Genomic DNA, 20,745 nt, shown 5'->3' with positions numbered 1-20,745 from the left:
CGGCGAAAAATTCTGAGCAGTACGCTTCGGAAGCCCCGAACGGTCGCCGTCTCGAAGCCGGGAAGGGCCTGCGTCGACATATGCGGACCAGCCCGACAGGCCAAAACAGATGAGTTCAGACATCCGGAGTGGCATGCGGATTGGCCGCACTGCCCTCGGTGCACAGCAACACCACCGTCGAGGCAGGACCAAGCCCCAGCGTGGTACGGCGCTCGCCGGCGCCGTCGCCGGTGAGCACAGCGCGGACGCCGGCGAGCGAGGCCGCACCGCAGGGGCCACAGGAAACACCGAGGGCGGCGAGGTCACCGGCCGCGCGGGCGCTGTCGGCATCGGCGACGGCAACGGCGGCATCCAGCCCACCCCGCAGGTAAGGCCAGGCGATAGTGGAGGGTGTGCCGCAGTTCAGACCGGCCATGATGGTCTCACCGGTGGTAACGCTGACCGGTTCGCCACGCACGAGGCTCTCGATGACACAGGGGGCGGCCACAGGTTCCACCGACAACAGCGCCGGGGCCGGGGCCGGCCCCGGCGGACGACTGCGGTAGTGGGTGACGACGGCCTGGGCCAGCGAGCCCACGCCCACCGGGATGGCGACAAGATCGGGCATCCCGGCTCCAGCCGCCGTCAACTGCTCGTCGATTTCGGCACAGAGGGTGGAATAGCCCTCGACGATCCAACCGGGGATCTGCTCATAGCCCGGCCAGGCGGTGTCCTGGACCAGAACCGTATCCAACGCGGCGGCCGCCCCGGCCGCCCGGCGCACCGCCTCGTCATACGGGCCCGCGACCTGAATGATCTCGGCCTGCTCGGCGGCGATGGCCGCCACAGCCCTCGGATGAACACCCCACGGGATGAAAACGCGGGCGCGCTGGCCGAGCAGACGTGCCATATGAGCCACAGCGCGGCCATGGTTGCCGTCGGTGGCGGTCACCAAGGTGACCGGACCCGCCCCACCGCGCCCCGCCCGCTCGGCAAGGGCACGGTGCACCGCCCAGGATGCGCCCAGCACCTTGAAAGCGGGAAGCCCCAGACGAGACGACTCATCCTTGACGAAGACCCGCCCGACCCCCAGCTCGACGGCAAGCCAGGGAAGTTCGACCAGCGCGGTAGGGGCGTACTCGAACAGGGAGGCATGGAACTCCCGCACCTCGGCGGGGGCGGGCGCACAGGTCCAGAACCTGGCGGCGGGCCGCGCGAACCACGGCAGCGTACGGACGGAAGAAGCGATCTCAGGCATCTCAGCCAGCGTGCGGCACACACTCCAATCGGTCCAGCGAATGTTTCCGACCTATATTCATCAGAGAAACCAACCGATCAAAAGCTCGCCGCGACGACGAAGAGAACGGTCCGCCGATGTTCGACCTGCATCGACTACGCCTGCTGCGCGAACTCAAGCACCGTGGCACCCTCGCGGCCGTCGCCGCCGCCCTCTCCTACAGCCCTTCCTCCGTCTCCCAGCAGCTCTCCCAACTGGAGGCGGAGGCCGGCGTCCGGCTACTGGAGCCGATCGGGCGACGCGTGCGGCTGACCGAGCAGGCGGAGATCCTCGTCGCCCATACCGAAGCGGTGCTGAAACGCCTGGAGCGCGCCGAGGCGGACATCGCCGCCTCCCTGACCGAACTGACCGGGACCCTGCGCGTCGCCTCGTTCCAGACCGCCACCCTCGCCCTGATACCCAGCGCACTGAACATCCTGCGCGATCTTCACCCCGGCCTTCGGACCCACGTCACACAGATGCCGCCGGAAACGGCCCTGCCCGCACTTCAGGCCCGCGACTTCGACCTGGTCATCGCCGAGGAGTACCCGGGCAATCCCAACCCCCGGCCCGCCGAACTGGAACAGGAGGACCTGCTCGACGACTTCCTCCGTCTCGCGCTGCCCGAACCGGCCGATGACGCGGACGGCCCCACGGCGTCGCTGCGCTCACTCGCCGACCGTCCCTGGGCCATGGAACCCGAGGGTACGGCAGCCCGCCACTGGGCCATGACCCTGTGCCGGAACGCCGGCTTCGAACCCGACGTACGGTTCGAGACCACCGACCTCCTGATCCACCTTCGCCTCGTCGAACAGGGCCACGCCGTCGCACTGCTTCCCGACCTCGTATGGATCGGACAGTCCCCGACCGTCACACTGCGGCAACTTCCCCGCGGCCAGCGGACACGCCGCATCTTCACCGCGGTACGCCGAGGCCGCAGCCGGCACCCCGCCATCAAGGCATGCCGCCACGCACTCCGGCAAGCCGCCACAGAAGCGACGGCCCCGATCGACACCTGACAGGGACGGTACGCAACCGCGTCATCAAGGCCGCCATCGTCGAGTACCGGATGCTCGGCTGCCTGCAGGGCCGCAAGGTCTACGACGAGCTCGCGGCCTTCCGCCGCACTGTGCACCGGTGTCAAGCGGCCGACCCCGCCTGATCTATCCTGCGGTTCATGCCGATCACTGACGTCGAGCTGGCCCGTACGGCGGCGCAGGCGGGAGCAGCCGTCGTGCGCACCATGTTCGGCGCGCCGCTGACGCGCCTGGAGAAATCCGGTGGTGACTTCGCCACGGCCGCCGACGTGGAAGCGGAGCAGGCCATCCTTGATGTCATTCGCACCGCCCGGCCCGGTGATGCCGTGACCGGCGAGGAGTGCGGGCCTTCGGGCCCGGCGGGGGCGGAGCGCATGTGGCTGGTCGACCCTCTGTGCGGCACGCTGAACTACGCCGTGCACACCATGCTGGCGGCGGTGAACGTCGCCCTGCGTGTGGGCCCGGACATCACGGTGGCGGCCTCGGCCGACCCGTTCGCCGACGAAGTGTTCTGGACCGATGGCGTCCGCGCCTACGTCCGCCGTGGCGACCTGGACGAGCCGCTCAAGCCGTCGCCGGATTCGCGGCTGGTGGACGTCAACCTCGACCCGCCGTTCCCGAACTCACCCGCCTTCCGTGCCGCCGCCCTGCTCGCCGATCCGGGGTTCACCGAGCGGTTCCGCCCGCGCGTCGTCTCCACCACCCTGGCGGTGGCCTGGGTCGCCGCCGGTCGGCGAGCCGCATACGTCACCGACGGCCGGCTCCACGACAGCGTGCACTTCGCCGCCGGGATCGCGTTGTGCCGGGCCGCCGGCTGTGTGCTGACCGGCCTCGACGGCCGGCCGCCGCATACCGGCGCGGGCGGGCTCATCGTCGCGGCCGACCCGGAGACCCACGCGGCGCTGCTGGACCTCATCCGCAACCCGTAGTCCCGTCAGCGGGAGCGAATCGAGAGCTCGTCCACAGAACCGTACATCGCCGCAGGTCAACGGTATCTACATGGGAAATTCCCGCATTGCTGCCGGGACCCCGGCTCGGCCCGGTACAGCTCGTCGTGGAGCTTGTCCGGGTCCACGACGACCTCGGGGCCGGCCTTTCTGATGGCTACCAGGTCCTGCCACCGGCGTGAGCCGAACAGCACCCCGAGCTCCTCGAACCGGGCCGGCCGCTCTTCCCGCACCGGGAACCCCCTTTGCCTGACAATAACGATCATGCCTTCGCGCCGGACTTGGAGACACCCGCCGGCAGAATCGGGCGCGACCGCCACGACGAAAGCGGCGCCGTCTTGGCCTGCCGTCAACGACGCTGTCACCAGATGCACACGAGGGGTGTTGGTCCTGGTCAGCGGCCGCGACCATGGGGCAACGTGATGACGTGGGAAACCGTTCCGTCGGAGATCCCGGTGTGAGGGGGCGAGCACATATGAGCCAGGTGTGGACGATCGCCCTGCGCGGGCTGTCCGGCGGCCTGCTCGTCATGACCTTCGCCTTGATCGGCGAGATGGTGAGCCCGAAGCGGTTCGCCGGCATCTTCGCCGCGGGGCCGGCCGTCGCCCTGGCAGGGATGACCGTGACCCTGCTGTTCATGGGCAGCCGGCAGGTCGCGGACTCCGCGCTGGGGATGATCGTCGGATCGGTGGCGCTGGTGGCGTACTGCGCCTCGGCGGTGCCCCTGGTGCGGCGTCTGGGAGCCCTCGCCGGCTCGGCGGCCGCGATCGCGGTATGGATGGTCGTCGCGGCGGCGGGCTGGCTGCTGATCGCATGAGCGCCCCGCGCAAGATGCGCATCCAGCCTTCCAAGCTGCGCAAGGTCACGCTGCCGGGGATGGCACTGCGTTTCGCCTTCGGGGCGGTCGTCTCCATGGCCGCCGGCTTGGTGGGAAACCGCTGGGGGTCGGTCACGGGCGGGGTCTTCCTCGCCTTTCCAGCTGTTCTGGCCGCCACCCTCACCCTGATCCAGGACGAGGAGCACAGCCGGATTCCGGCCTCCAATGACGCCCGTGGCGCAGTGCTTGGCGCGGTCGGCATGATCGCTTTCGCCTTGTGCGTCTGGGCGCTCGCCACCCGGATCCCCACGCTCGTGGCGATGGGGGTCGCGCTCGTGGCGTGGGCGATCGTCGCCGCTGTTCTGTACCTGCTCATCTGGGACGTCCGCCGGAGCCGGTGACACTCCCGGACCGAGATGGCCAAGAACGGTGAACAGATCACCATCCGCGACCTGGCCGCCCGAACCGGAGTGTCTCTGAGCGTCCTCCACCGCAGGGGCCGACTCCGGCGCCATGTCGAGCAGCTCCGCATCAGCCGGCAGGCCCCGGCCGATCCATCGGCCCGGCAATGTTGTCCGAGTCCTGACCGCTCAGCCCGCGGACGGCCCCGGTCCGTGTCGCACAGGTTTCAGGAGGTGCCGCCGAAGTCGACATCCTTGGTCTCGACCGTCCCGGCCGTCCGCCCCGGCGCCGTCTGGTTGGCCCAGTACAGGTTCGTGTGCGCGATGACCCGGTCCGGCTGCGGCGCCCCCCATGCCGTCTGGTCCTCCGTCGTGTGGGCGTCGCCGACAAGGGTCGTGTCGTATCCCCTGACGAACGCGCCATGGAGCGTCGAGCGGATGCACCAATCGGTCTGTGCGCCGACGACGACGAGCCGCCCGACGCCAAGGCCCGACAGCACGGTCTCCAGAGCGGTGTCTTCGAAGGAGTCGCCGTAGTTCTTCTCGACAAGCGGCTCGGCGTCGCCCGGAGTCAGCTCGGGGACGATCCGCCAGTCGTCGCTCCCTCTCGCGAGCTGCTCGTCGGAGTGCTGGATCCAGACAACGGGAACCCGTTCCCGCCGTGCCCTCTCGACAAGGCCGCCAACGTTCGCGACGACCGCGTCGCGCTCGTGAGCTCCCACGACGACACCGTTCTGCACGTCGACGACGAGAAGTGCAGTGTTCGGCCGGTTCTCGAGGGTGGTCATGGTCTCCCCTTACTCGCGCTGGGTTTCTGTGCCCACTCACGGTAGAGCGGCCCACCGACAACGGGCGGAACGAACCTCGGACCGCCATCGTCGCGGCCTCGACCGGGGTGACCGTGGTCAAGCACGGCGGCCGGGCCGCGTCCTCGTCCACCGGTGGGGCCGCCGACCTGATCGAACACCTCGGCGTGTCCCTGGGCTCGACCCCGGAGCAGGCCGCACGGGAAGCCGCCGAAGCGGGCATCACCTTCCTGTTCGCCCCGAACTTCAACCCCGCCCTGCGCCGTGTCGCCGCGGTACGCCGGGAGCTGGCCGTGCCGACCGCGTTCAACATCCTGGGACCGTTGGTCAATCCGGCCGACCCCCGGCACCAGGTCGTCGGCGTGGCGGATCCGCGGATGACGCCGGTGGTGGCTGAACTCCTGGCCGCACGCGGATTGTCCGCTCTGGTCGTTCGGGGGCACGACGGACTCGACAAACTCACCACTGTGACCACATCACAGGTCTGGGTGGTGTGCGACGGCGACGTCACCGAGACCTTGCTCGACCCTCGCGACCTCGGTGTGCCGCGTGCCGAACCCTCGGCGCTGCGCGGCGGCGACGCGGCCGGCAACGCCCGCGTCCTGCGGGCTCTACTCGGCGGAGAACGCGGACCGATCCGCGACGTCGTCCTCCTCAACGCCGCGGCCGCCCTGGTGACGGTCACCCCTTCTACGGCCCCCCTCGCCGACCGGCTCGCCGTGGGGATGGCACGCTGCGCCGAGGCCGTCGACAACGGAGCGGCTGAGGCGACACTGGGCCGATGGATCTCCACCAATCACACCGATCGGCCTTCGCGGACCTGACCTGACCCGGCCGCCGGGCCGGTCATCAGGGAAGGGACCTGTTCGGTGTCATGGACAAGCGGCTCGACCTGGGGTTTCCGGTCAGCATGTCACTCGCGCTCTGCCGAGGCAGCCGCGTCGGCAGAGCCGGGCGGCTCACACCGGTCAGCCTGAAGGCCGGGCCGCCCGTGCTGCCATGACTCTTTCTAGTGATCGGCCGGGGCCGGGACGAGGCCGTCGGCGACCAGACCGGCGAGGACCGCCTCGCCCAGGGCGTGCACCGCGGACTGCGGACGGACCATCACGGTGAACTCCTTGATCCGCTCCTCGTGGTCGAGATGCAACAGGTCGATGCCGTGAATCTGCCTGCCGTTCACGGTGGCCCGGAAGAGCAGGACCACCGACGGGGCCTCAGTACCGTCGGCGCAGGTCTCGGCGGTGCCGTCGAAGTGCCCGATGTAGCGGAAGTCCTCGAAGGTACGCATGAGGACCCCGAAGAGCCCCAACACCATCGGCCTGCCCTCGAAGGGACTGAACTTCACCGGACTGTAGAGCCGGACGTCCTCGGTGAACAGGTCGTCCAGAGCGGTGAGGTCGCGGCTGTCGACAGCGGCGCGGAAGCGGTCCGCGGTGGCCATGGCTTCTCCCAGATAGTCATGGATGTGATTAGTCAGTTTCTTTACTACCATGGGCGTGAGTTCCGTGGACAGAGGTGGAAAAGAGGTGGTCCGATGGCTTTGCGTCACGCCGTGCTGGCGGCGCTTCTCGACGAGGAGCTGAGCGGATACCAGTTGGCCAAGGCGTTTGACCTGGGGGTGGCGAACTTCTGGCACGCGCTGCCACAGCAGCTGTACGCCGAGCTGACCAGGCTGGAGAAGGAAGAGCTGATCACCGGCCGTGAGGTGGTCCAGGAAACCCGGCCCAACAAGCGTCTGTTCCGGGTCACCGACGCCGGACTGGCCGAGCTGGAACAGTTCGCGGCGAGCACCCCCAAGCCCTCCTTCATCCGTGACGACCTGCTCGTCAAGGTCCAGGCCGCCGGCCACGTCGACACCGAGATACTGATCGCGCAGCTCACCGAACGGGCCACCTTCGCCGAGGCCAAGATCGCGCTGTTCGACGTACTGTTGCGGAAGATACGCGGCGACCACAGCGAGGAGGACTTCCTGCGCCACGGCGAGCGGATCGGGCCCTATCTGACCTGCCTGCGCGGCCTGGACTTCGAACGGGGCAACCGGGACTGGTGCGAACGCGCCGTGGCGATCCTGCGGGAGAGGCGGGCGGCCCATGCCGAGCGATGACCACCTGCGCTTCGTCGCCCTGGGCGACAGCCAGACCGAAGGGCTCGGCGACGGCGACGACACCGTGGGCCTGCGGGGGTGGGCCGACCGGCTCGCCGAGCGGCTCGCGCTGCACGACCCCGGCGTCCAGTACGCCAACCTGGCCGTACGCGGCCGCCTCGCCGCGCAGGTTCACCAGGAACAGCTCGCACCCGCCCTCGCGCTACGCCCCGACCTGGCCACCGTCGTCGCCGGGGTCAACGACCTGCTACGGCCCCGATTCAACGCCGACGAGGTCGCCGGCCACCTGGAGGCGATGTTCGCGGCGCTCACCGCCCAAGGTGCCCGCGTCGCGACCCTCACCTTCCCCGACGTCGCACGGATCACCCCGCTCGCCCGCCCGATCAGCTCCCGCGTCACCGCCCTGAACCACCGCATCCGGCAGGCGGCACACCGGCACCGCGTCATCGTCGCCGAGACCTCCCACCATCCGGTGGTCACCGACCCCCGGCTGTGGTGCCCGGACCGGCTCCACGCCAGCCCGCTCGGCCACGAACGGATCGCCGCCGCCGTCGCCCACGCCCTCGACCTGCCCGGTAGCGACGACTCCTGGACCCAGCCGCTGGCCGACCCGCGAGCGGCCGTCCCCGCCGGCTGGCGCACCGCGGCAGGCGAACTACGATGGGCCGCCTCCTTCCTCGGCCCCTGGCTCGGCAGGCGCCTGCGCGGCCGCTCCTCCGGCGACGGCCGCACGGCCAAACGCCCGGACCTCCTTCCCTTGCACGCTGCTTTCGCAAGTGGCGAGACGAGGGAGAACGGCAGGTGAATCGTCACCCATGACCGCCGCATGCGAACCCGCTTCACCGGCACCCATCTGGAGCTGAACGCCGGCCACATCGCACGGCTCCAGGAGGCCGCGCCCACAGCCTGCTGAAATCCCGCGGCTCACCCGCATGGCGAGGCGTAGGAGTTGTCCGGAAGGTACTGGCTCCATTCCTTCCTGGTGATGGGTGTGCCGGAGGCCGCGCAGATCCTCTTCTCGGCCAGTGTGACGTCGGTGCTCCAGAACTGGGCGGTCATGTCCGCCGAGGTGGTGGCAAGGGTGCCGGTCCTGGGATGGAACAGTACGCTGGACACCTTTCCCCAGTGGCCGGACAGGACCGCCCAGAGCCGCGGATCCGTCACGTCGTCCACCTTCCAGAGGCGCACCGTCTGGTCGGCGGAGGCGGTCGCCAGCATCCGGTCGTCGGGGCTGAACGCCACCGACTTCACCGCCGCCGAGTGGCCGCGCACCTCGGAGAGCTGCCGTGGTTTGGAAGGGGTGGACACATCCCATACGCGTGCGGTTCCGTCGTTGGACGCCGTGGCCATGCGGGTGCCGTCGGAGTTGAAGGTCACGGAGTTGACGTCGACGGAGTGGGCGGTGATCTTCGAGAGCATCGAGAGGTTACCTGGGTCCGAGGCGTTCCATATCGTCACGGTCCTGTCGGCGGACGCGGTGGCCAGGTATCTCCCGTCTGGACTGAAGGTGATGTCCCAGGCGGCGTCGCCGTGTACACGCCTGTCGAACAGCAGTTTCGGCTTGGCCGGCGTGGACAGGTCCCATAGCTGGACGGAACCGCACCCGCACGCCATGGCCAGCAGTTTCCCGTCCGGGGCGAACGCCACCGCGTCGGCCCTGCCGGCATTGCTCCTGAGCGTGGACAGGAGCCGGGGTTTCGCGGGATTCGCGATGTCCCACAGGCGCCCCAGCCCACAGCCGCACGCCGTGGCCAGCAGTTTCGCGTCGCGGCTCAGCGCGACCCCCTCGATGGTGTTGTTCTCTTCCTGGAGGCTGGCCAGGAGTGTCGCCTTTGAGAAGTTTGAGATGTCCCATAGGCGAGCGGTGCGGTCGACGGACCCGGTGACGGCGAACCTTCCGTCGGCGCTGAGCGCCAGGCTCGTGACGGCGTCGGTGTGCCCCCTGAGTGTGGGCAGGGATGTGATGATCCCGGGGCCGTCTATGTTCCACAGGCGGGTTGCGCCGTCCGAGGAGGCCGTCGCCAGGGTATGTCCGTCCGGGCTGAAAGCCACCTGCTGAACCTCCGCGAGGTGACTGCCCAGTGCCAGGAGGAACAAGGGTTTCTTCGGGTCGGCCACGTTCCACAGGTAGGCGAGGTTGTCAGCCGAGGCTGCGGCGACCATGAACCCGTTCGGGCTGAACTTGACTCCGTAGAGGCGCTCCTTCGCGGGATAGGAACTACTCAACCTCGCCGGCCGAGCTGGTCGTGACACGTCCCACAGGGACATGCCCCAGTCTTCTGAGGCGCTGACCAGGGTTTTCCCTTCAGGGCTGAAGGAGACGGCGCTCACCGCGTTGACGTGCCCCTTCAGCGTGGAGACGTGCTTGGGCCGCTTGCCGTCCGAGATGTTCCACAGCCGGATGGTGGTGTCGTTGGAGGCCGTGGCCAGCATCCGCCCGTCTGCGCTGAAGGCGACTTCCCGCACTCCGGCCCGGTGGCCTTTCAGCGTGGAGAGGAGCCCGGGTCGCCCCGGGTCCGAGACATTCCAGAGCTTCGCCGTCCCGTCCTCCGAGGCGGTGGCCATCGTCCCGACGGCACTGAGAGCGATGCCGGTGACCGTTTCCCGATGCCCGGCCACAACAGCCGTCATCTTCGGTCTCCCGGGAACGGTGACGTCCCAGAGCCGGGCCACGCCACCGCTGGAGGCCGTGGCGAGCAGGTGGCCGTCCCGGCTGAACGCGACCCCGGTCACGGGGTGGGAATCCACCTTCAGTTCCGCCAGCTTCCCCGGCCTGCTCCGGTCGGAGATGTCCCACATCTCGACCGCACCGTCCGCGTAGGCCACGGCGACGCTTCCCCCCTGAGGGGCGAACGTGACATCGTACGCTTGGGCGTGATCGGCGACGATCCTGGTCGGCATGGCCCGCGAGAGGGTCGACAGCAGCGCTCCCCGCGATTCGGGGGTCACGCTGACCCGGTAGGCGGCGAGATTCAACTGGGCGCCCAGCGTCCTGTCCGTGAGCCGGTTGCCGATGTCGGCGGTCCGTTGCGAGGTCACGTCGTCGCGTTGTTCCTGGACGGTCCCGCGCTGCAGGAAGGCGGTCCCTCCCGCCCCCATGGCGACCAGCAGGAGCAGGGTGAGCGCCGCGATCACCTGGCGGGTGATCCGCGTACGGCGGCGACCCAGCCGGGTGCTCGCGTCCAGGAAGGCGGTCTCCAGCGGTCGGAGATCGCCCTGCTCCAGCTCGGCCGTGATCGTCCGCGCCGCGACCAAGCGGGTGTCGGTGTAGAGGTACGAGGGGTCGCGGCCGTGCCGGTCCCAGGCGGCGGAGTCCTCCGCCAGCTGCTGCTGGATCATGAGGTTCGACCGGTTGGCGCCGATCCACGCCCCCAGCTGGGGCCAGGCGCGGATGAGGGCCTCATGGGCGATCTGGACGGTGTTCTCGTCGACGGTGACCAGGCGCGCGGCGATGAACTCGTCCAGCGCTCGCCGGGCGGGCGGATGACCGGCCGAGGCGGGCGGTGGGAGCAGGTCAGGCAGCGCGACGACCCGGCGGGTGTCCTCGGCCCCCTCCTGAACATGCACCAACCTCAGCAGGATCCGCCGTGCCGTTCTGGCACCGTCGTCGTCGAGCCGTGAGAGGGCCTCGTCCGCGCTGGCGGCGATGGCACGGTCGATGCCACCCGTGGCGTGGTACCCGGCCAGGGTCAGTATCTGTCCCTCCCGGTGCTGCCAGGTGGCGAGCAGCGCGTGCGAGAGCAGGGGCAGGGAGGCCCCCGCGCTCGCGGCCATGACGCTGCTGGTCGCGCCGAGCTCGCGCAGCAGGAGATTCACCAGGCCGTCCTGCAGAGCCAGGCCGGAGAGCATCGCCGGCCTCTCGATCGCCTCACGCAGTTGGGCGGCGGTCATCGGCCCGACGACGATGGGCTGTTCCAGGGCCGCGACCAGCCGGGGGTACCGGCTGCAGTGGCCGTAGAAGTCGGCGCGCACGCCGATGACGACGGTGGCCGCGGGCTCTTCCCCCTGTTCCCCGCGGCAGGCCGCGCAGATCGCCTCGACGAAGGCCCGCCGCGCGCTCTCGTCGGCGCAGGCGGTGAACACCTCCTCGAACTGGTCGACGATCACCACCGGCCTGCCGGACACGCGAGGCACTTCTCGCAGGACGGCGCTCAGCGCATCCGGATTCTTCGCGATCTCGGTGGGCGGAACACGGGACGGCTCCGCCGGGAACCTCGACATGCGTTCGGCCAGTCTGCCCAGAGGGTCGTCACCGGGGGTGATCAGCAGATGCGGGCGGCCGGCCTGCCGGAGGGCCGGGATCAGCCCCGCCCCCAGCAGCGACGACTTCCCCGAGCCCGAGGAGCCCACCACCGCGAGCGGGACACCACCGGCGGGGCCCTCCATCACCCGGGCCCGCAGCACCTCGGTGAGCTCGTCACGGCCGAAGAAAAGGTGGGCGTCCTGCGGGCCGAACGCGGCCAGTCCCTGGTAGGGGCTGAAGCCATCCGGGCCGCCTGCCTCGGACGGCAGGTCGGGGGGAACGGGAGCCCGGTAGGCGGGGTTGGGGGCCAGCGGAAGGGTGTCGGTGTGATCGGTGGCCTGGCGGCGTGGCCGTGGCAGTCCCTCCCCGGCCAGGGAACGATCCAAGGAGCGGTAGAGCGCGTCAAGGGTGAACTCGCGCGGACCTCGGGGATCTCCCTCGGTGAGCAGCCGGATCAGCTCGCCGGTGAAGGCGGTGTGCGGCTGCCCCGGACGGGCCCAGGCGCTTTCCTGCCCGCTCGCCGAGGCGAGCAGGTACGTGCCGTGCCGCCAGGTGGTCCCAAACACCTCGTCGGTCGCCGCCGCCACCGGCCCGGACGCCCTGCCGGAGAAACAGCAGTCCAGGCCGATGACGATGAGACGGGCCCGGCAGCGGGACAGGACCTCTCGCACCGTCGGGAACGGCAGTGCCTGGTAGGCCGCCACGCCCCGGCTCAGATCGACGGTGGCCCGCGTGGCCAGATGCAGTTCCCGGTTCGGGCCGATCAGACCGTGCCCCACGTAGTAGAGGAAGAGCACGTCGGTGGCCGACTCGGCCGCCGACACCAGGGCGGCGCCGATCGCGTTCGGGGTCTGGGGGTCCATGACCCTGGTCAGGTTCAGCGGGTCGAGTCCCGCCCGTTCCACCAGGCAGTCGGCGAGCGCCGCGACCGTCGTCGTGACCGACGGGACCGGCTGGAGGATCGAGTCGGGAGAGTGCGTGGAGGATCCGACCAGCAGGGCCCGGGAGCCGGGGCCGGTGAGCATGCCCGGCATCCTAGGCACCTTTCTCGTCAGGCATCTGGCCCTCGACGGCTCGGACGACCTCCGACACCAGCGCCTGGGTGCCCGCCGCGTCGAGGGCCTTCACCCGTTCCGCGAGCACGTCGACTCTGGACTCCCCGTCCTTGGTGACGATCGTGATCGTCACCTTGCCCGTCCGGTATCGCAGCCAGGCGACCACCAGGGTGGCCAGCACCATCACCGCTCCACCCGGTTCGAGCGCGATCCGCAGCGCCTCGGTCAAAGGCCCGAGGGTGCCCGGGACCGGCGGGGCCTCAAGGGAGCGAACCCGGCCCGCGAACTCGGGTTCCTCAACCAGCCATTCGTACAGATCGTTCGCGGCGTCTACCGAATCCGGTTCGGAAACGGAAATCTCAATATCCATGGGCTGCTCGTCTCGCACTTATCCGATGAACGCACTGGAAATACCGGCTGCGGACCGCTTTGAATGTGAGGCACCTGGAACTCCAGGCTGGAGCTTATCTCTGGCACGACCTTCGGGCCTCCTCGGCTTCACGGCGCGGCCAAGGAGGTTTTGTTTGTATCCGAGGATGCCGCCACAGGCTCGTTTTGTAAACGGATTGCGTTCGGTGCGCATGCCCTTTCGTGACACCACCGCCGGAACCGCCGGGCGACCGGGTTCGGGCGGAGGACGACGGGCACCTCGACGCCAAAGGACGGGGGCTCCGGACCTCTTGCTCCGCACAGGTCACCGATCTTTCCGCGGGAGCCCCGGCAAAGGTACGGGCGAGCAACCGCATCCTTCCCATCACGAAACGACGGAAAGCCGGGACGGCCTTGACCATCGCGTTTTGTGCCGGGCGAAACGAGGTCGGCGATGCCCGCTGTTGAAATTGTTCCGGTGGAAGTTCGATTGATTCGGAAAGAGCTGTCTTCCTCGGCGGATCGCGGCGGCGCGCACTCCTGAGACGTATTTCCAGGCCAGCAGGCCCGGCCGGGCACGACGGCGCTTTTTTCTTCCGCTCTCCCACCCCATGAGGCGGCCCGTCCGTACGGCGGATCACGGTGATCAGGTTATTCGTTTTATGCTGAATATTGAAATCATGTCCGCCGTTTCCCCGAGAAACACGAGCCACTACCGTCCCACGAGTCCAGCTTGCCGAGTCGCGAGGGAGCTTCGAGGTGGCGGAGATGTTTGCCCAGCGTAAGGCGGGTATGCCCCCCTGTCACAACGCGCGAAGGGAACAGCGGATGGAACGGGACAACGCCAACGACAGGCAAAAACTGGGCACCGATCGTGCGCACCAGCCAGGCTCACCCGAAGGGTTGAGCGCGCAGGAGATGGACAGCCGAAGCGACCTGGCCACCTGGATCAGCGGCACGCACGCGTTTCCGGCCGATCGCGAGACTTTACTGGAGCGGGCGCGCGCCCAGTCGGCACCCGACGAGGTGCTCTCGGCCATCCGGTCGCTGCCCGATCGCACCTACGAGAACATGGAAGGCGTCGCCCAAGAACTCGGCCTCGGCGGGGAGCAGCATGACTGACCGCACCGCTCACGGCCGTTCGGACGACTCATAGCTTTCCCCTGGACGTGACCCGAGCCCAGGCGGCAAGCCCAAGCTCAAAGATCAGGATTCCGTCGGGAGCACTGGGACGACCTGACACGATAGGGCGCATGTCTGAGCTTCGAACCGGTCAGCGGAGCGTGTGGACCGATGACGACAGCCCGCTCCCCCCCTGACTCCTGGGGACGCGCGGAGTCCGCGAGAAGCGCTCTGCCGTGGGGGTTCACGCTCGTCATCGTGCTGCTGGTGGTGGGCCGATTCACGTTGGCGCCGTATCTGACGGCGCCCGCGCTGCAGACCTGGTCCACGATCTTCGTGGCGATCTGTGTGCAGGCGCTGCCGTTTCTGGTCTTCGGGGTGGCGCTGTCGGCGGCGATCACCGCGTTCGTCCCGGCGTCGTTCTGGACCAGGGCGCTGCCCGGCAACCCGGCCGTGGCCGTGCCGGTCGCCGGGGTGGCGGGGGCGGTGCTGCCGGGGTGCGAGTGCGCGTCCGTCCCGGTCGCCTCGGGACTCATGGCCCGGGGGGTGACCCCGGCCACCGCGCCGGCGTTCCTGCTCGCCTCTCCCGCGATCAACCCGATCGCGCTGGTCGCGAAGCCTGGTCGGCGTCCTCGCTCGCGGCCGATGGACCGTCAGGCCGGGGCAGGCGGCGCCGGTTCGCGCCACGGTTCCGGTGTCGTGCGAGAACCGCTGCCGTGAACAGCCGACCGGGCCCTGCGATCCCGAAGCCACGGCGCGGGAGAAGGCGAGCGCATCGGTCCGCGACCGTCCTCGTCGCGTTCTTCCCGCGGGTGACGCGGCTGTTCGAGCGCGACTGAACACCCGGCCGTCGCGGCGACGCGGCTTCGGGCTCGGAAATCCATTTGTCGTCGGCGCCGCCTCCTTGGGAGGATCCTGTCTTCATGAGCCACCCCGTCGTCTCCGAGGTCCCGATCGGTCCCGTGCCCGTCCCCGACGTCGTCGTGGCGCTCGCCGGCGGCGACACCGTCACCCCGGTATGGCGCAACGAACTCGGCGGCCTGACCTTCCGCCTCGAAGACGGGCGTGACGGCGTCAGATACGTCAAATGGGTCGCCGCCGGCACCCCGGAGATCGATCTCCCCGGCGAGGCGGAGCGCCTGGCCTGGGCGCGGCGCTGGGTGACCGTCCCGCGGGTCATCGAACACGGCACGGACACCGACGGCACGTGGCTGGTCACGGCGGCGGTCCCCGGCCGCTCGGCGGTGGATCCCCGGTGGATCGCCGACCCACCGGCCGCGGCGGCCGCGATCGGCCGAGGGCTGCGCCTGCTCCACGACGCCCTGCCCGTGGAGCAGTGCCCGTTCGACTGGGCCATCGATCGACGGCTCGCCCGCGCCGACGAGCGCATCACCGGCGGGGAGGGACCGGCCGACTGGTTCCCCGAGCACCGGCACCTGGAACTCGCCGAAGCACGGGCGCGAATCGGCGATCCGCCCGCGATCGACCGCCTCGTCGTCTGCCACGGGGACGCGTGCGCCCCCAACACCCTGCTGCGCGACGACGGCATGTTCGCCGCGCACGTCGACCTGGGCTCGCTCGGGGTGGCCGACCGGTGGGCGGACCTCGCGGTGGCCGCGTGGAGCACGGAGTGGAACCACGGCCCGGGGTACGACGGCATCGTGTACGACGCGTACGGGATCGCCCCAGACCCGGAACGCATCGCCTACTACCGCCTGCTCTGGGACATGGCGTGACCGGTCACACCCGATCGGCAGATCCCCCCGGGGCCACGTACACCTCACCTGCCCAGGCATGGGCGGGCGAAGCGACGGTGGCCACCGGGACGATCGCGGCGATCACCGGTCCGAAGGCATCGGCTCCACCGCGCGAGACCTGAGCAGGAACCCGGCTCCTGCCGCGGTGAAGAACATCAGCACACCATACGTGGCGGCCGGGACGGCCATCTGGGAGCTGTTCAACAGGGAGAGCGCCACCGCGATCGACAAGGTGGCGTTGTGGATCCCGATCTCCATGCAGGAGGCGACGGCCTGGCCGCGCTCCACCCCGGCCAGGCGCGGCGCCCAGTAGCCGACGGTCAGGCTGATCACGCTGAACACCAGCGTGATCAGGCCCACCGACTGGATGTAGCCGCTGAGGTTGTCGAGCTCCTGGAGCAGGGCGCCGGCGATCACCAGCGCCAGGATGACCGCTGAGGCGATCTTCACGGGCGTGTTCATCCGTTCGGCGAAGCTCCGTGCCATGGCGCGGACCGCCATGCCGATGGCGACCGGAACCAGCACGACCGCCATCACCTGCAGGCTCTTGTCGAACTGCAGGCCGAGCGTGCCCGAGCCGACCTCGAAGTAGGACAGTGACAGGTTGGTCACCAGTGGCAGCGTCACGACCGCCAGCACCGAGTTGATCGCGGTCAGCGTCACGTTGAGCGCGACATCACCGCCGAACAGATGACTGTAGAGGTTGGCCGTCGTGCCGCCGGGCGAGGCGGCCAGCAGCATCATGCCGACGGCGAGCGCCGGCGGCAGGTCGAAGACGACCACCAGACCGAAGCAGATCGCGGGCAGCACCAGGATCTGGCAGCCGAGCGCCACGACGGTGGCCTTCGGATAGACGACGACACGGCGGAAGTCGGAGATCGTCAGGCTCAGCCCGAGGCCGAACATGATGATCGCCAACGCGATGGGCAGGAGGGTTCCGGCAAGGGCCATGGGGGGTGCTCCTTATCAGCGATCTGTCGCTGGGGCGGCGTAGTGCCATAGCTGAGGTACCACCCCCACGATCATCGTCACGGTCATGGCGGTGAGCAACCCATCGGCACGGATCGTCACCTTCGGCCGTACACCGCCGCCGCGGTCCCATGCGGCAGGTCGGCGACCGCGAGCCCCCGATCAGGACAACGGTGAGTGATCCCTGGACCGGCTCCGCGCCCAGGGCTACGACTGTCGCCGTTCCTGTGCCGCTCACCTGCCTGTGGGCCTTGATCCCCACGCCGGCCCCACCGCCGGGCGTTGGGGGTGCGGGCCGGACGAGCAACTGCATGAGACGTCGGGCGTTACAGCAACACCCTCCGGAAATTCCTCAAACTTCCCTATTGCTCCTTATAGACACCGAAAGATAGAGTATTTTTGTGACTGATAGCTTCTACTCTGTGGAACAGGTCGCCGAATACCTGGATCTGCACGTACGCACCATCCGCAACTACGTGCGTGACGGACGGCTCACCGCGGTCCGCATCGGCAAGCAGTACCGGATCGCGCATGAGGACCTGGAGACATTCACCGGCCGTCCGGTGCCCGCGTCCCTGCGCGCCCCTGCCGGGCGGCAACGGCATACCGAGGTGTCAAGCATCGTGGAGATCGACGCGATCAGCGCCGAGACGGCCGATCGCCTGACCGCTCTCCTGATGGGCGCGGCCGCCAACCGTCACCCGGGGGAGGATCCCCTGCGGATCGAGACGGCCTACGACAAGGGAAGGGGCCGAATGAAGATCATCGTTCTGGGCAGCCTCGGCGACACCGCCCGGCTGTTCGACTACATGGAGGGAGCGCTCGCCTCATGAGCACGATCTACAAATCCGAGGCCGGCGGGCGCGAGATCCAGCAGCGGTACCGGGAGGCACTGGCCACCTGGCCGGTCCCCGCCGAGCATGTGCGGGTGCCCACCCGCGAGGGCGAGACCTTCGTCGTCATCTCCGGCCCCCAGGACGCACCGCCGGTGCTGCTGCTACACGGCTCGGGGGCGAACACGACGATGTGGCGGGCCGACGTCGCCTCCTGGGCGCGGCATTCCCGCGTCTACGCCATCGACCTCATCGGCGAGCCGGGCCTGAGCGCGCCGTCCCGCCCGCCCCTGGACTCCGACGCCCTCACGCTATGGCTGGACGACGTGCTGGAAGGTCTCGGGATCACCGACACCGCGATCGTCGGGGCCTCCCTCGGCGGCTGGCTGGCATTGGACTACGCCACTCGCCGCCCGGAGCGGGTGAGGCGCCTGGGGTTGCTCTGCCCCGGCGGCCTGGGCCGGCAGAGGATGGGGTGGTTGGTCAAGGCCCTGCTTCTGCGCCCGCTCGGACGCTGGGGGCTGCGGCGGTCCGCACAGGCCGTCGCAGGCCTGGCGTCGCCGCAGGCCCAGCCCGTCCTCGACTACCTGGTGTTGACCTTCGCGCAGTTCAAGCCGCGCACGGAGCGACTGCCCGTGTTCCCCGACGACGCGTTGCACCGCCTGACCATGCCCGTGCTGGTGATCGTCGGGGGCCGCGACGTCATGCTCGACTCCCACGACACCGCCCGGCGCGTGCAGCAGTGCATCCCCCACGCGACCGTGACCCTTCTGCCCGAGGCCGGGCACTCGATCCCCGGCCAGGCAGAGCCGATCTCGGCGTTCCTGCGCGGCTGACCCGTCGCTGCAGTTCGTCCGTGACGGGGACAGACAAGATCCAAACTGATCCTGTCTCTCGGCGACACTTCCGCACCCAGCCGGGTCGGTGAGCAGGAGTAGATCAGGACCTGCACGACCGCTCCCGCATCAGGGGTCGAGGAGGGGGCGCGCACCTCGCCCGGCGAGCCTGTCACCGGGATTGACCAGCAGGCACTGGTCGAAGGACAGGCAACCGCAGCCGATGCACTCGGTGAACCGATCGCGCATGCGCTCCAGCTTCTCGATGCGGCCGTTGATGGCCTCGCTCCAGCACTCCGACGCCTTCAGCCACAGCTCCCGGGTGGGCGAGACATCGTGCGGCAGGTACTCCAGGACGCCTTCGATCACCGACAGGGGGATGCCGACGTTTTGCGAGGCGCGGATGAACGCCAGCCTGCGCAGCGTGCTGCGGTGGTAGCGACGCTGGTTGCCGGTGGTGCGACGGCTGGCGATGAGCCCCTTGCGCTCGTAGAAGCGCAAGGCGGAGGCGGGCACGCCGCTGCGCTCGGACAACTCTCCGATGGTCAACTCCGTGACGATCACTTCGGAATCCGGCATACGGCCAACCTAGCTTGACCTAAACCTTGGTTTAACAATGAACCCGGTCCGCGAGGCGCCGGAAGGATGCCGCATATCCCTTGTGACCAGTGGAGAAACTGTTGCCCGAAGAGCCGCTTCAACCGCGAACAAGGCCGCCGCGCCGCTCTGGACGACCGCCGCCCGCGACGCGCTCGACCGCCTTGACAGCGGACGGCCGGACACGTCTCTCGCAAACGGCCGCCGGTGAGAGTGGCGTCTGTGACAGCGGCCGAGTCCGGCCCGACGCACGTGCGTGATCTTCGGCGTTGACAGGCGGCCGCCGGGTGTGTGTAATGGCTCCGGTGTCGTGTGACGCCGACCAAAGAGCAGTGGGCCGGTCGGCGATCGGGCGAACACCCTTCATGCAGAGGACCCGCCATGAGTTCGTACTCAGCGCCCTGTATCTGACGTAGCGCAGCCGCACGTCGTCTCTCACTCTTCGAGTTCCGGGCACCGCCATGCGTGCCCTGGACTTCCGCACCGCGTCAGGCCGTCAGCGGCGGCGCGTCGTCCGCTGTCCGCGTACGGCGGGAGGCGCGGCGGTCGCTCCGTGCCGCGCGGATCACCGCCATCCACCATCACCGCAGTCACTGCGGATCCACGTACCTTTTCCGGAGACAGAAAACCGTATGCCCATGTCTTTCGACCAATCGATCATCGAGGAGTTCCGCGCCAACGGAGGGAAGGTCGGTGGCCCCTTCGAAGGCGGGGATCTCCTGCTGCTGACGACCACCGGCGCGAAGTCGGGGACGGAGCGGACCACTCCCCTCGGCTACGTCCGCCACGATGATTCGCTGCTGATCGTCGGATCCAACCTCGGTGCCCCGTCTCACCCCGGCTGGTACCACAACCTGCTCGCCCATCCCGTGGTACGGGTGGAGGTCGGCACCGAGACCTTCGAAGCACTCGCGGTTCCCGCCGAAGGGGCGCGACGCGAGGAACTGTTCGGACATGTCGTGCGGATGGCGCCCGGATACGGCGACTACCAGGTCCGGACCACCCGGCCCCTGCCTGTCGTGGTGCTGGAGCGTGCCGAGCCCGACGCCTGGGAGGGTCCCCGCGAGGTCCACAGCCTCGCCGACAAGCTGATGGAGGTCCATACCTGGCTGCGTGCCCAGTTGCGTCAGGTGAGTGCGGAGGTCGACGCCCACTTCGCCGCACGGGCGGCCCATCATGGTCCCGGCGAACCACCTGGACCGGGTCTCGGTCTGCAGATCCGGCAGCGCTGCCTGGCGTTCTGCCAGTCTTTGGAATTCCATCACAGCAGCGAGGACGCGCACCTGTTCCCCGGAATCGCGGGCTATCACCCCCATCTGGCCGACACCTTCGACCGGCTCCGCGACGAACACCGCACCGTCGCGGACATTCAAGGCCGGCTGGTGGCCTTGCTGGCCGACATCGGCGTCGCCGACCCTCGGTGTTTCCGCGCCGAGCTGGACCGGATGTCGGCGGAGCTGAACGCGCACCTCGACTACGAGGAGGAGTCGCTTCTCCCTCTCCTCGCCGAGGTTCCGTGGCCTCCGCCTCCTCCCGCGCAACCGGCTGACGACAGCACCGCCTGACGGAGCACCGGAGAGAGCGTGTCGTGAGCGCT

The 20,745-nt window shown here is 69.2% G+C and carries 21 protein-coding genes; 13 read left to right on the top strand and 8 right to left on the bottom strand.

The window, feature by feature from the left end; genetic code table 11:
* Window positions 1-115: 115 nt before the first annotated feature.
* Window positions 116-1,237, bottom strand: coding sequence for a diaminopropionate ammonia-lyase (locus tag ABT130_RS32905; RefSeq protein ID WP_350962054.1), 1,122 nt, complete (start codon window positions 1,235-1,237; stop codon window positions 116-118).
* 116 nt (window positions 1,238-1,353) lie between these two features.
* Here ABT130_RS32905 and ABT130_RS32900 point away from each other — a divergent pair, with 116 nt between their 5' ends.
* On the top strand, window positions 1,354-2,274 hold the full coding sequence (locus ABT130_RS32900) for a LysR family transcriptional regulator (protein WP_350926128.1): 921 nt from the start codon (window positions 1,354-1,356) through the stop codon (window positions 2,272-2,274).
* Between the two features lie 158 nt (window positions 2,275-2,432).
* Complete coding sequence (locus ABT130_RS32895; protein ID WP_350962051.1) at window positions 2,433-3,221, top strand: inositol monophosphatase family protein; 789 nt, start codon at window positions 2,433-2,435, stop codon at window positions 3,219-3,221.
* Between the two features lie 56 nt (window positions 3,222-3,277).
* Here ABT130_RS32895 and ABT130_RS32890 read toward each other — a convergent pair whose 3' ends face one another.
* Window positions 3,278-3,613: a hypothetical protein gene (locus tag ABT130_RS32890; RefSeq protein WP_350962049.1), complete on the bottom strand. Its 336-nt coding sequence runs from the start codon at window positions 3,611-3,613 to the stop codon at window positions 3,278-3,280.
* Window positions 3,614-3,714: 101 nt separating this feature from the next.
* Here ABT130_RS32890 and ABT130_RS32885 point away from each other — a divergent pair, with 101 nt between their 5' ends.
* The gene (locus ABT130_RS32885; RefSeq protein WP_350962046.1) at window positions 3,715-4,056 is read left to right on the top strand and encodes a DUF3147 family protein; all 342 of its coding nucleotides are present in this window, start codon (window positions 3,715-3,717) and stop codon (window positions 4,054-4,056) included.
* Window positions 4,053-4,457 (top strand): DUF3147 family protein, encoded by a 405-nt coding sequence (locus ABT130_RS32880; protein WP_350962044.1) that lies wholly within the window; start codon window positions 4,053-4,055, stop codon window positions 4,455-4,457. The genes ABT130_RS32885 and ABT130_RS32880 overlap by 4 nt, the downstream gene beginning before the upstream one ends.
* A gap of 227 nt (window positions 4,458-4,684) precedes the next feature.
* Here the strand turns inward: ABT130_RS32880 and ABT130_RS32875 are convergent, their stop codons facing one another.
* On the bottom strand, window positions 4,685-5,245 hold the full coding sequence (locus tag ABT130_RS32875; RefSeq protein WP_350962041.1) for an isochorismatase family protein: 561 nt from the start codon (window positions 5,243-5,245) through the stop codon (window positions 4,685-4,687).
* Between ABT130_RS32875 and trpD the strand changes: the two genes are divergently transcribed.
* A complete protein-coding gene (trpD, locus tag ABT130_RS32870) occupies window positions 5,212-6,087 on the top strand; it encodes an anthranilate phosphoribosyltransferase (RefSeq protein WP_350962038.1) in 876 nt (291 codons plus the stop codon). The genes ABT130_RS32875 and trpD overlap by 34 nt on opposite strands.
* Before the next feature lie 185 nt (window positions 6,088-6,272).
* On the opposite strand, the gene ABT130_RS32865 is transcribed toward trpD, so the two are convergent.
* Window positions 6,273-6,704 carry a nuclear transport factor 2 family protein gene (locus tag ABT130_RS32865; protein ID WP_350926118.1) on the bottom strand — a complete coding sequence of 144 codons (432 nt, stop codon included), beginning with the start codon at window positions 6,702-6,704 and terminating at the stop codon, window positions 6,273-6,275.
* A gap of 93 nt (window positions 6,705-6,797) precedes the next feature.
* On the opposite strand from ABT130_RS32865, the gene ABT130_RS32860 reads away from it, so the two are divergent.
* Window positions 6,798-7,367 (top strand): PadR family transcriptional regulator, encoded by a 570-nt coding sequence (locus ABT130_RS32860; protein ID WP_350962036.1) that lies wholly within the window; start codon window positions 6,798-6,800, stop codon window positions 7,365-7,367.
* Window positions 7,354-8,172 (top strand): SGNH/GDSL hydrolase family protein, encoded by an 819-nt coding sequence (locus tag ABT130_RS32855; protein ID WP_350962033.1) that lies wholly within the window; start codon window positions 7,354-7,356, stop codon window positions 8,170-8,172. The genes ABT130_RS32860 and ABT130_RS32855 overlap by 14 nt, the downstream gene beginning before the upstream one ends.
* A 119-nt stretch (window positions 8,173-8,291) precedes the next feature.
* Here the strand turns inward: ABT130_RS32855 and ABT130_RS32850 are convergent, their stop codons facing one another.
* A complete protein-coding gene (locus ABT130_RS32850; protein ID WP_350962030.1) occupies window positions 8,292-12,644 on the bottom strand; it encodes a caspase, EACC1-associated type in 4,353 nt (1,450 codons plus the stop codon).
* A 1-nt stretch (window position 12,645) separates the two neighbouring features.
* The gene (locus tag ABT130_RS32845; protein ID WP_350926110.1) at window positions 12,646-13,035 is read right to left on the bottom strand and encodes an effector-associated constant component EACC1; all 390 of its coding nucleotides are present in this window, start codon (window positions 13,033-13,035) and stop codon (window positions 12,646-12,648) included.
* 827 nt (window positions 13,036-13,862) lie between these two features.
* Here ABT130_RS32845 and ABT130_RS32840 point away from each other — a divergent pair.
* The 3 genes from ABT130_RS32840 (at window position 13,863) to ABT130_RS32830 (ending at window position 15,892) form a co-directional block, all read left to right on the top strand.
* Entirely contained in the window at window positions 13,863-14,156 is a 294-nt protein-coding gene (locus ABT130_RS32840; protein WP_350926108.1) for a DUF2795 domain-containing protein, read from the top strand.
* A 171-nt stretch (window positions 14,157-14,327) separates the two neighbouring features.
* Window positions 14,328-14,876, top strand: a complete 549-nt coding sequence (locus ABT130_RS32835) for a permease (protein ID WP_350962027.1) — start codon at window positions 14,328-14,330, stop codon at window positions 14,874-14,876.
* Between the two features lie 203 nt (window positions 14,877-15,079).
* Complete coding sequence (locus tag ABT130_RS32830; RefSeq protein ID WP_350962025.1) at window positions 15,080-15,892, top strand: aminoglycoside 3'-phosphotransferase; 813 nt, start codon at window positions 15,080-15,082, stop codon at window positions 15,890-15,892.
* A gap of 102 nt (window positions 15,893-15,994) precedes the next feature.
* On the opposite strand, the gene ABT130_RS32825 is transcribed toward ABT130_RS32830, so the two are convergent.
* Window positions 15,995-16,864: a bile acid:sodium symporter family protein gene (locus tag ABT130_RS32825; RefSeq protein ID WP_350926104.1), complete on the bottom strand. Its 870-nt coding sequence runs from the start codon at window positions 16,862-16,864 to the stop codon at window positions 15,995-15,997.
* A gap of 419 nt (window positions 16,865-17,283) precedes the next feature.
* Between ABT130_RS32825 and ABT130_RS32820 the strand changes: the two genes are divergently transcribed.
* Both ABT130_RS32820 and ABT130_RS32815 read left to right on the top strand, forming a co-directional pair.
* A complete protein-coding gene (locus ABT130_RS32820) occupies window positions 17,284-17,715 on the top strand; it encodes a helix-turn-helix domain-containing protein (protein ID WP_350962022.1) in 432 nt (143 codons plus the stop codon).
* Complete coding sequence (locus ABT130_RS32815; RefSeq protein WP_350962019.1) at window positions 17,712-18,551, top strand: alpha/beta fold hydrolase; 840 nt, start codon at window positions 17,712-17,714, stop codon at window positions 18,549-18,551. The genes ABT130_RS32820 and ABT130_RS32815 overlap by 4 nt, the downstream gene beginning before the upstream one ends.
* Before the next feature lie 129 nt (window positions 18,552-18,680).
* Here ABT130_RS32815 and soxR read toward each other — a convergent pair whose 3' ends face one another.
* On the bottom strand, window positions 18,681-19,130 hold the full coding sequence (soxR, locus tag ABT130_RS32810) for a redox-sensitive transcriptional activator SoxR (protein WP_350962016.1): 450 nt from the start codon (window positions 19,128-19,130) through the stop codon (window positions 18,681-18,683).
* A gap of 656 nt (window positions 19,131-19,786) precedes the next feature.
* On the opposite strand from soxR, the gene ABT130_RS32805 reads away from it, so the two are divergent.
* Window positions 19,787-20,713 carry a nitroreductase/quinone reductase family protein gene (locus tag ABT130_RS32805; protein ID WP_350962014.1) on the top strand — a complete coding sequence of 309 codons (927 nt, stop codon included), beginning with the start codon at window positions 19,787-19,789 and terminating at the stop codon, window positions 20,711-20,713.
* Window positions 20,714-20,745 lie beyond the last annotated feature (32 nt).

This window comes from Streptosporangium sp. NPDC001681, from assembly GCF_040298085.1.
Taxonomy (GTDB): Bacteria; Actinomycetota; Actinomycetes; order Streptosporangiales; family Streptosporangiaceae; genus Streptosporangium.
Note: the sequence above shows the minus strand (reverse complement) of the source record. Positions and strands in the feature narration are given on the sequence as shown.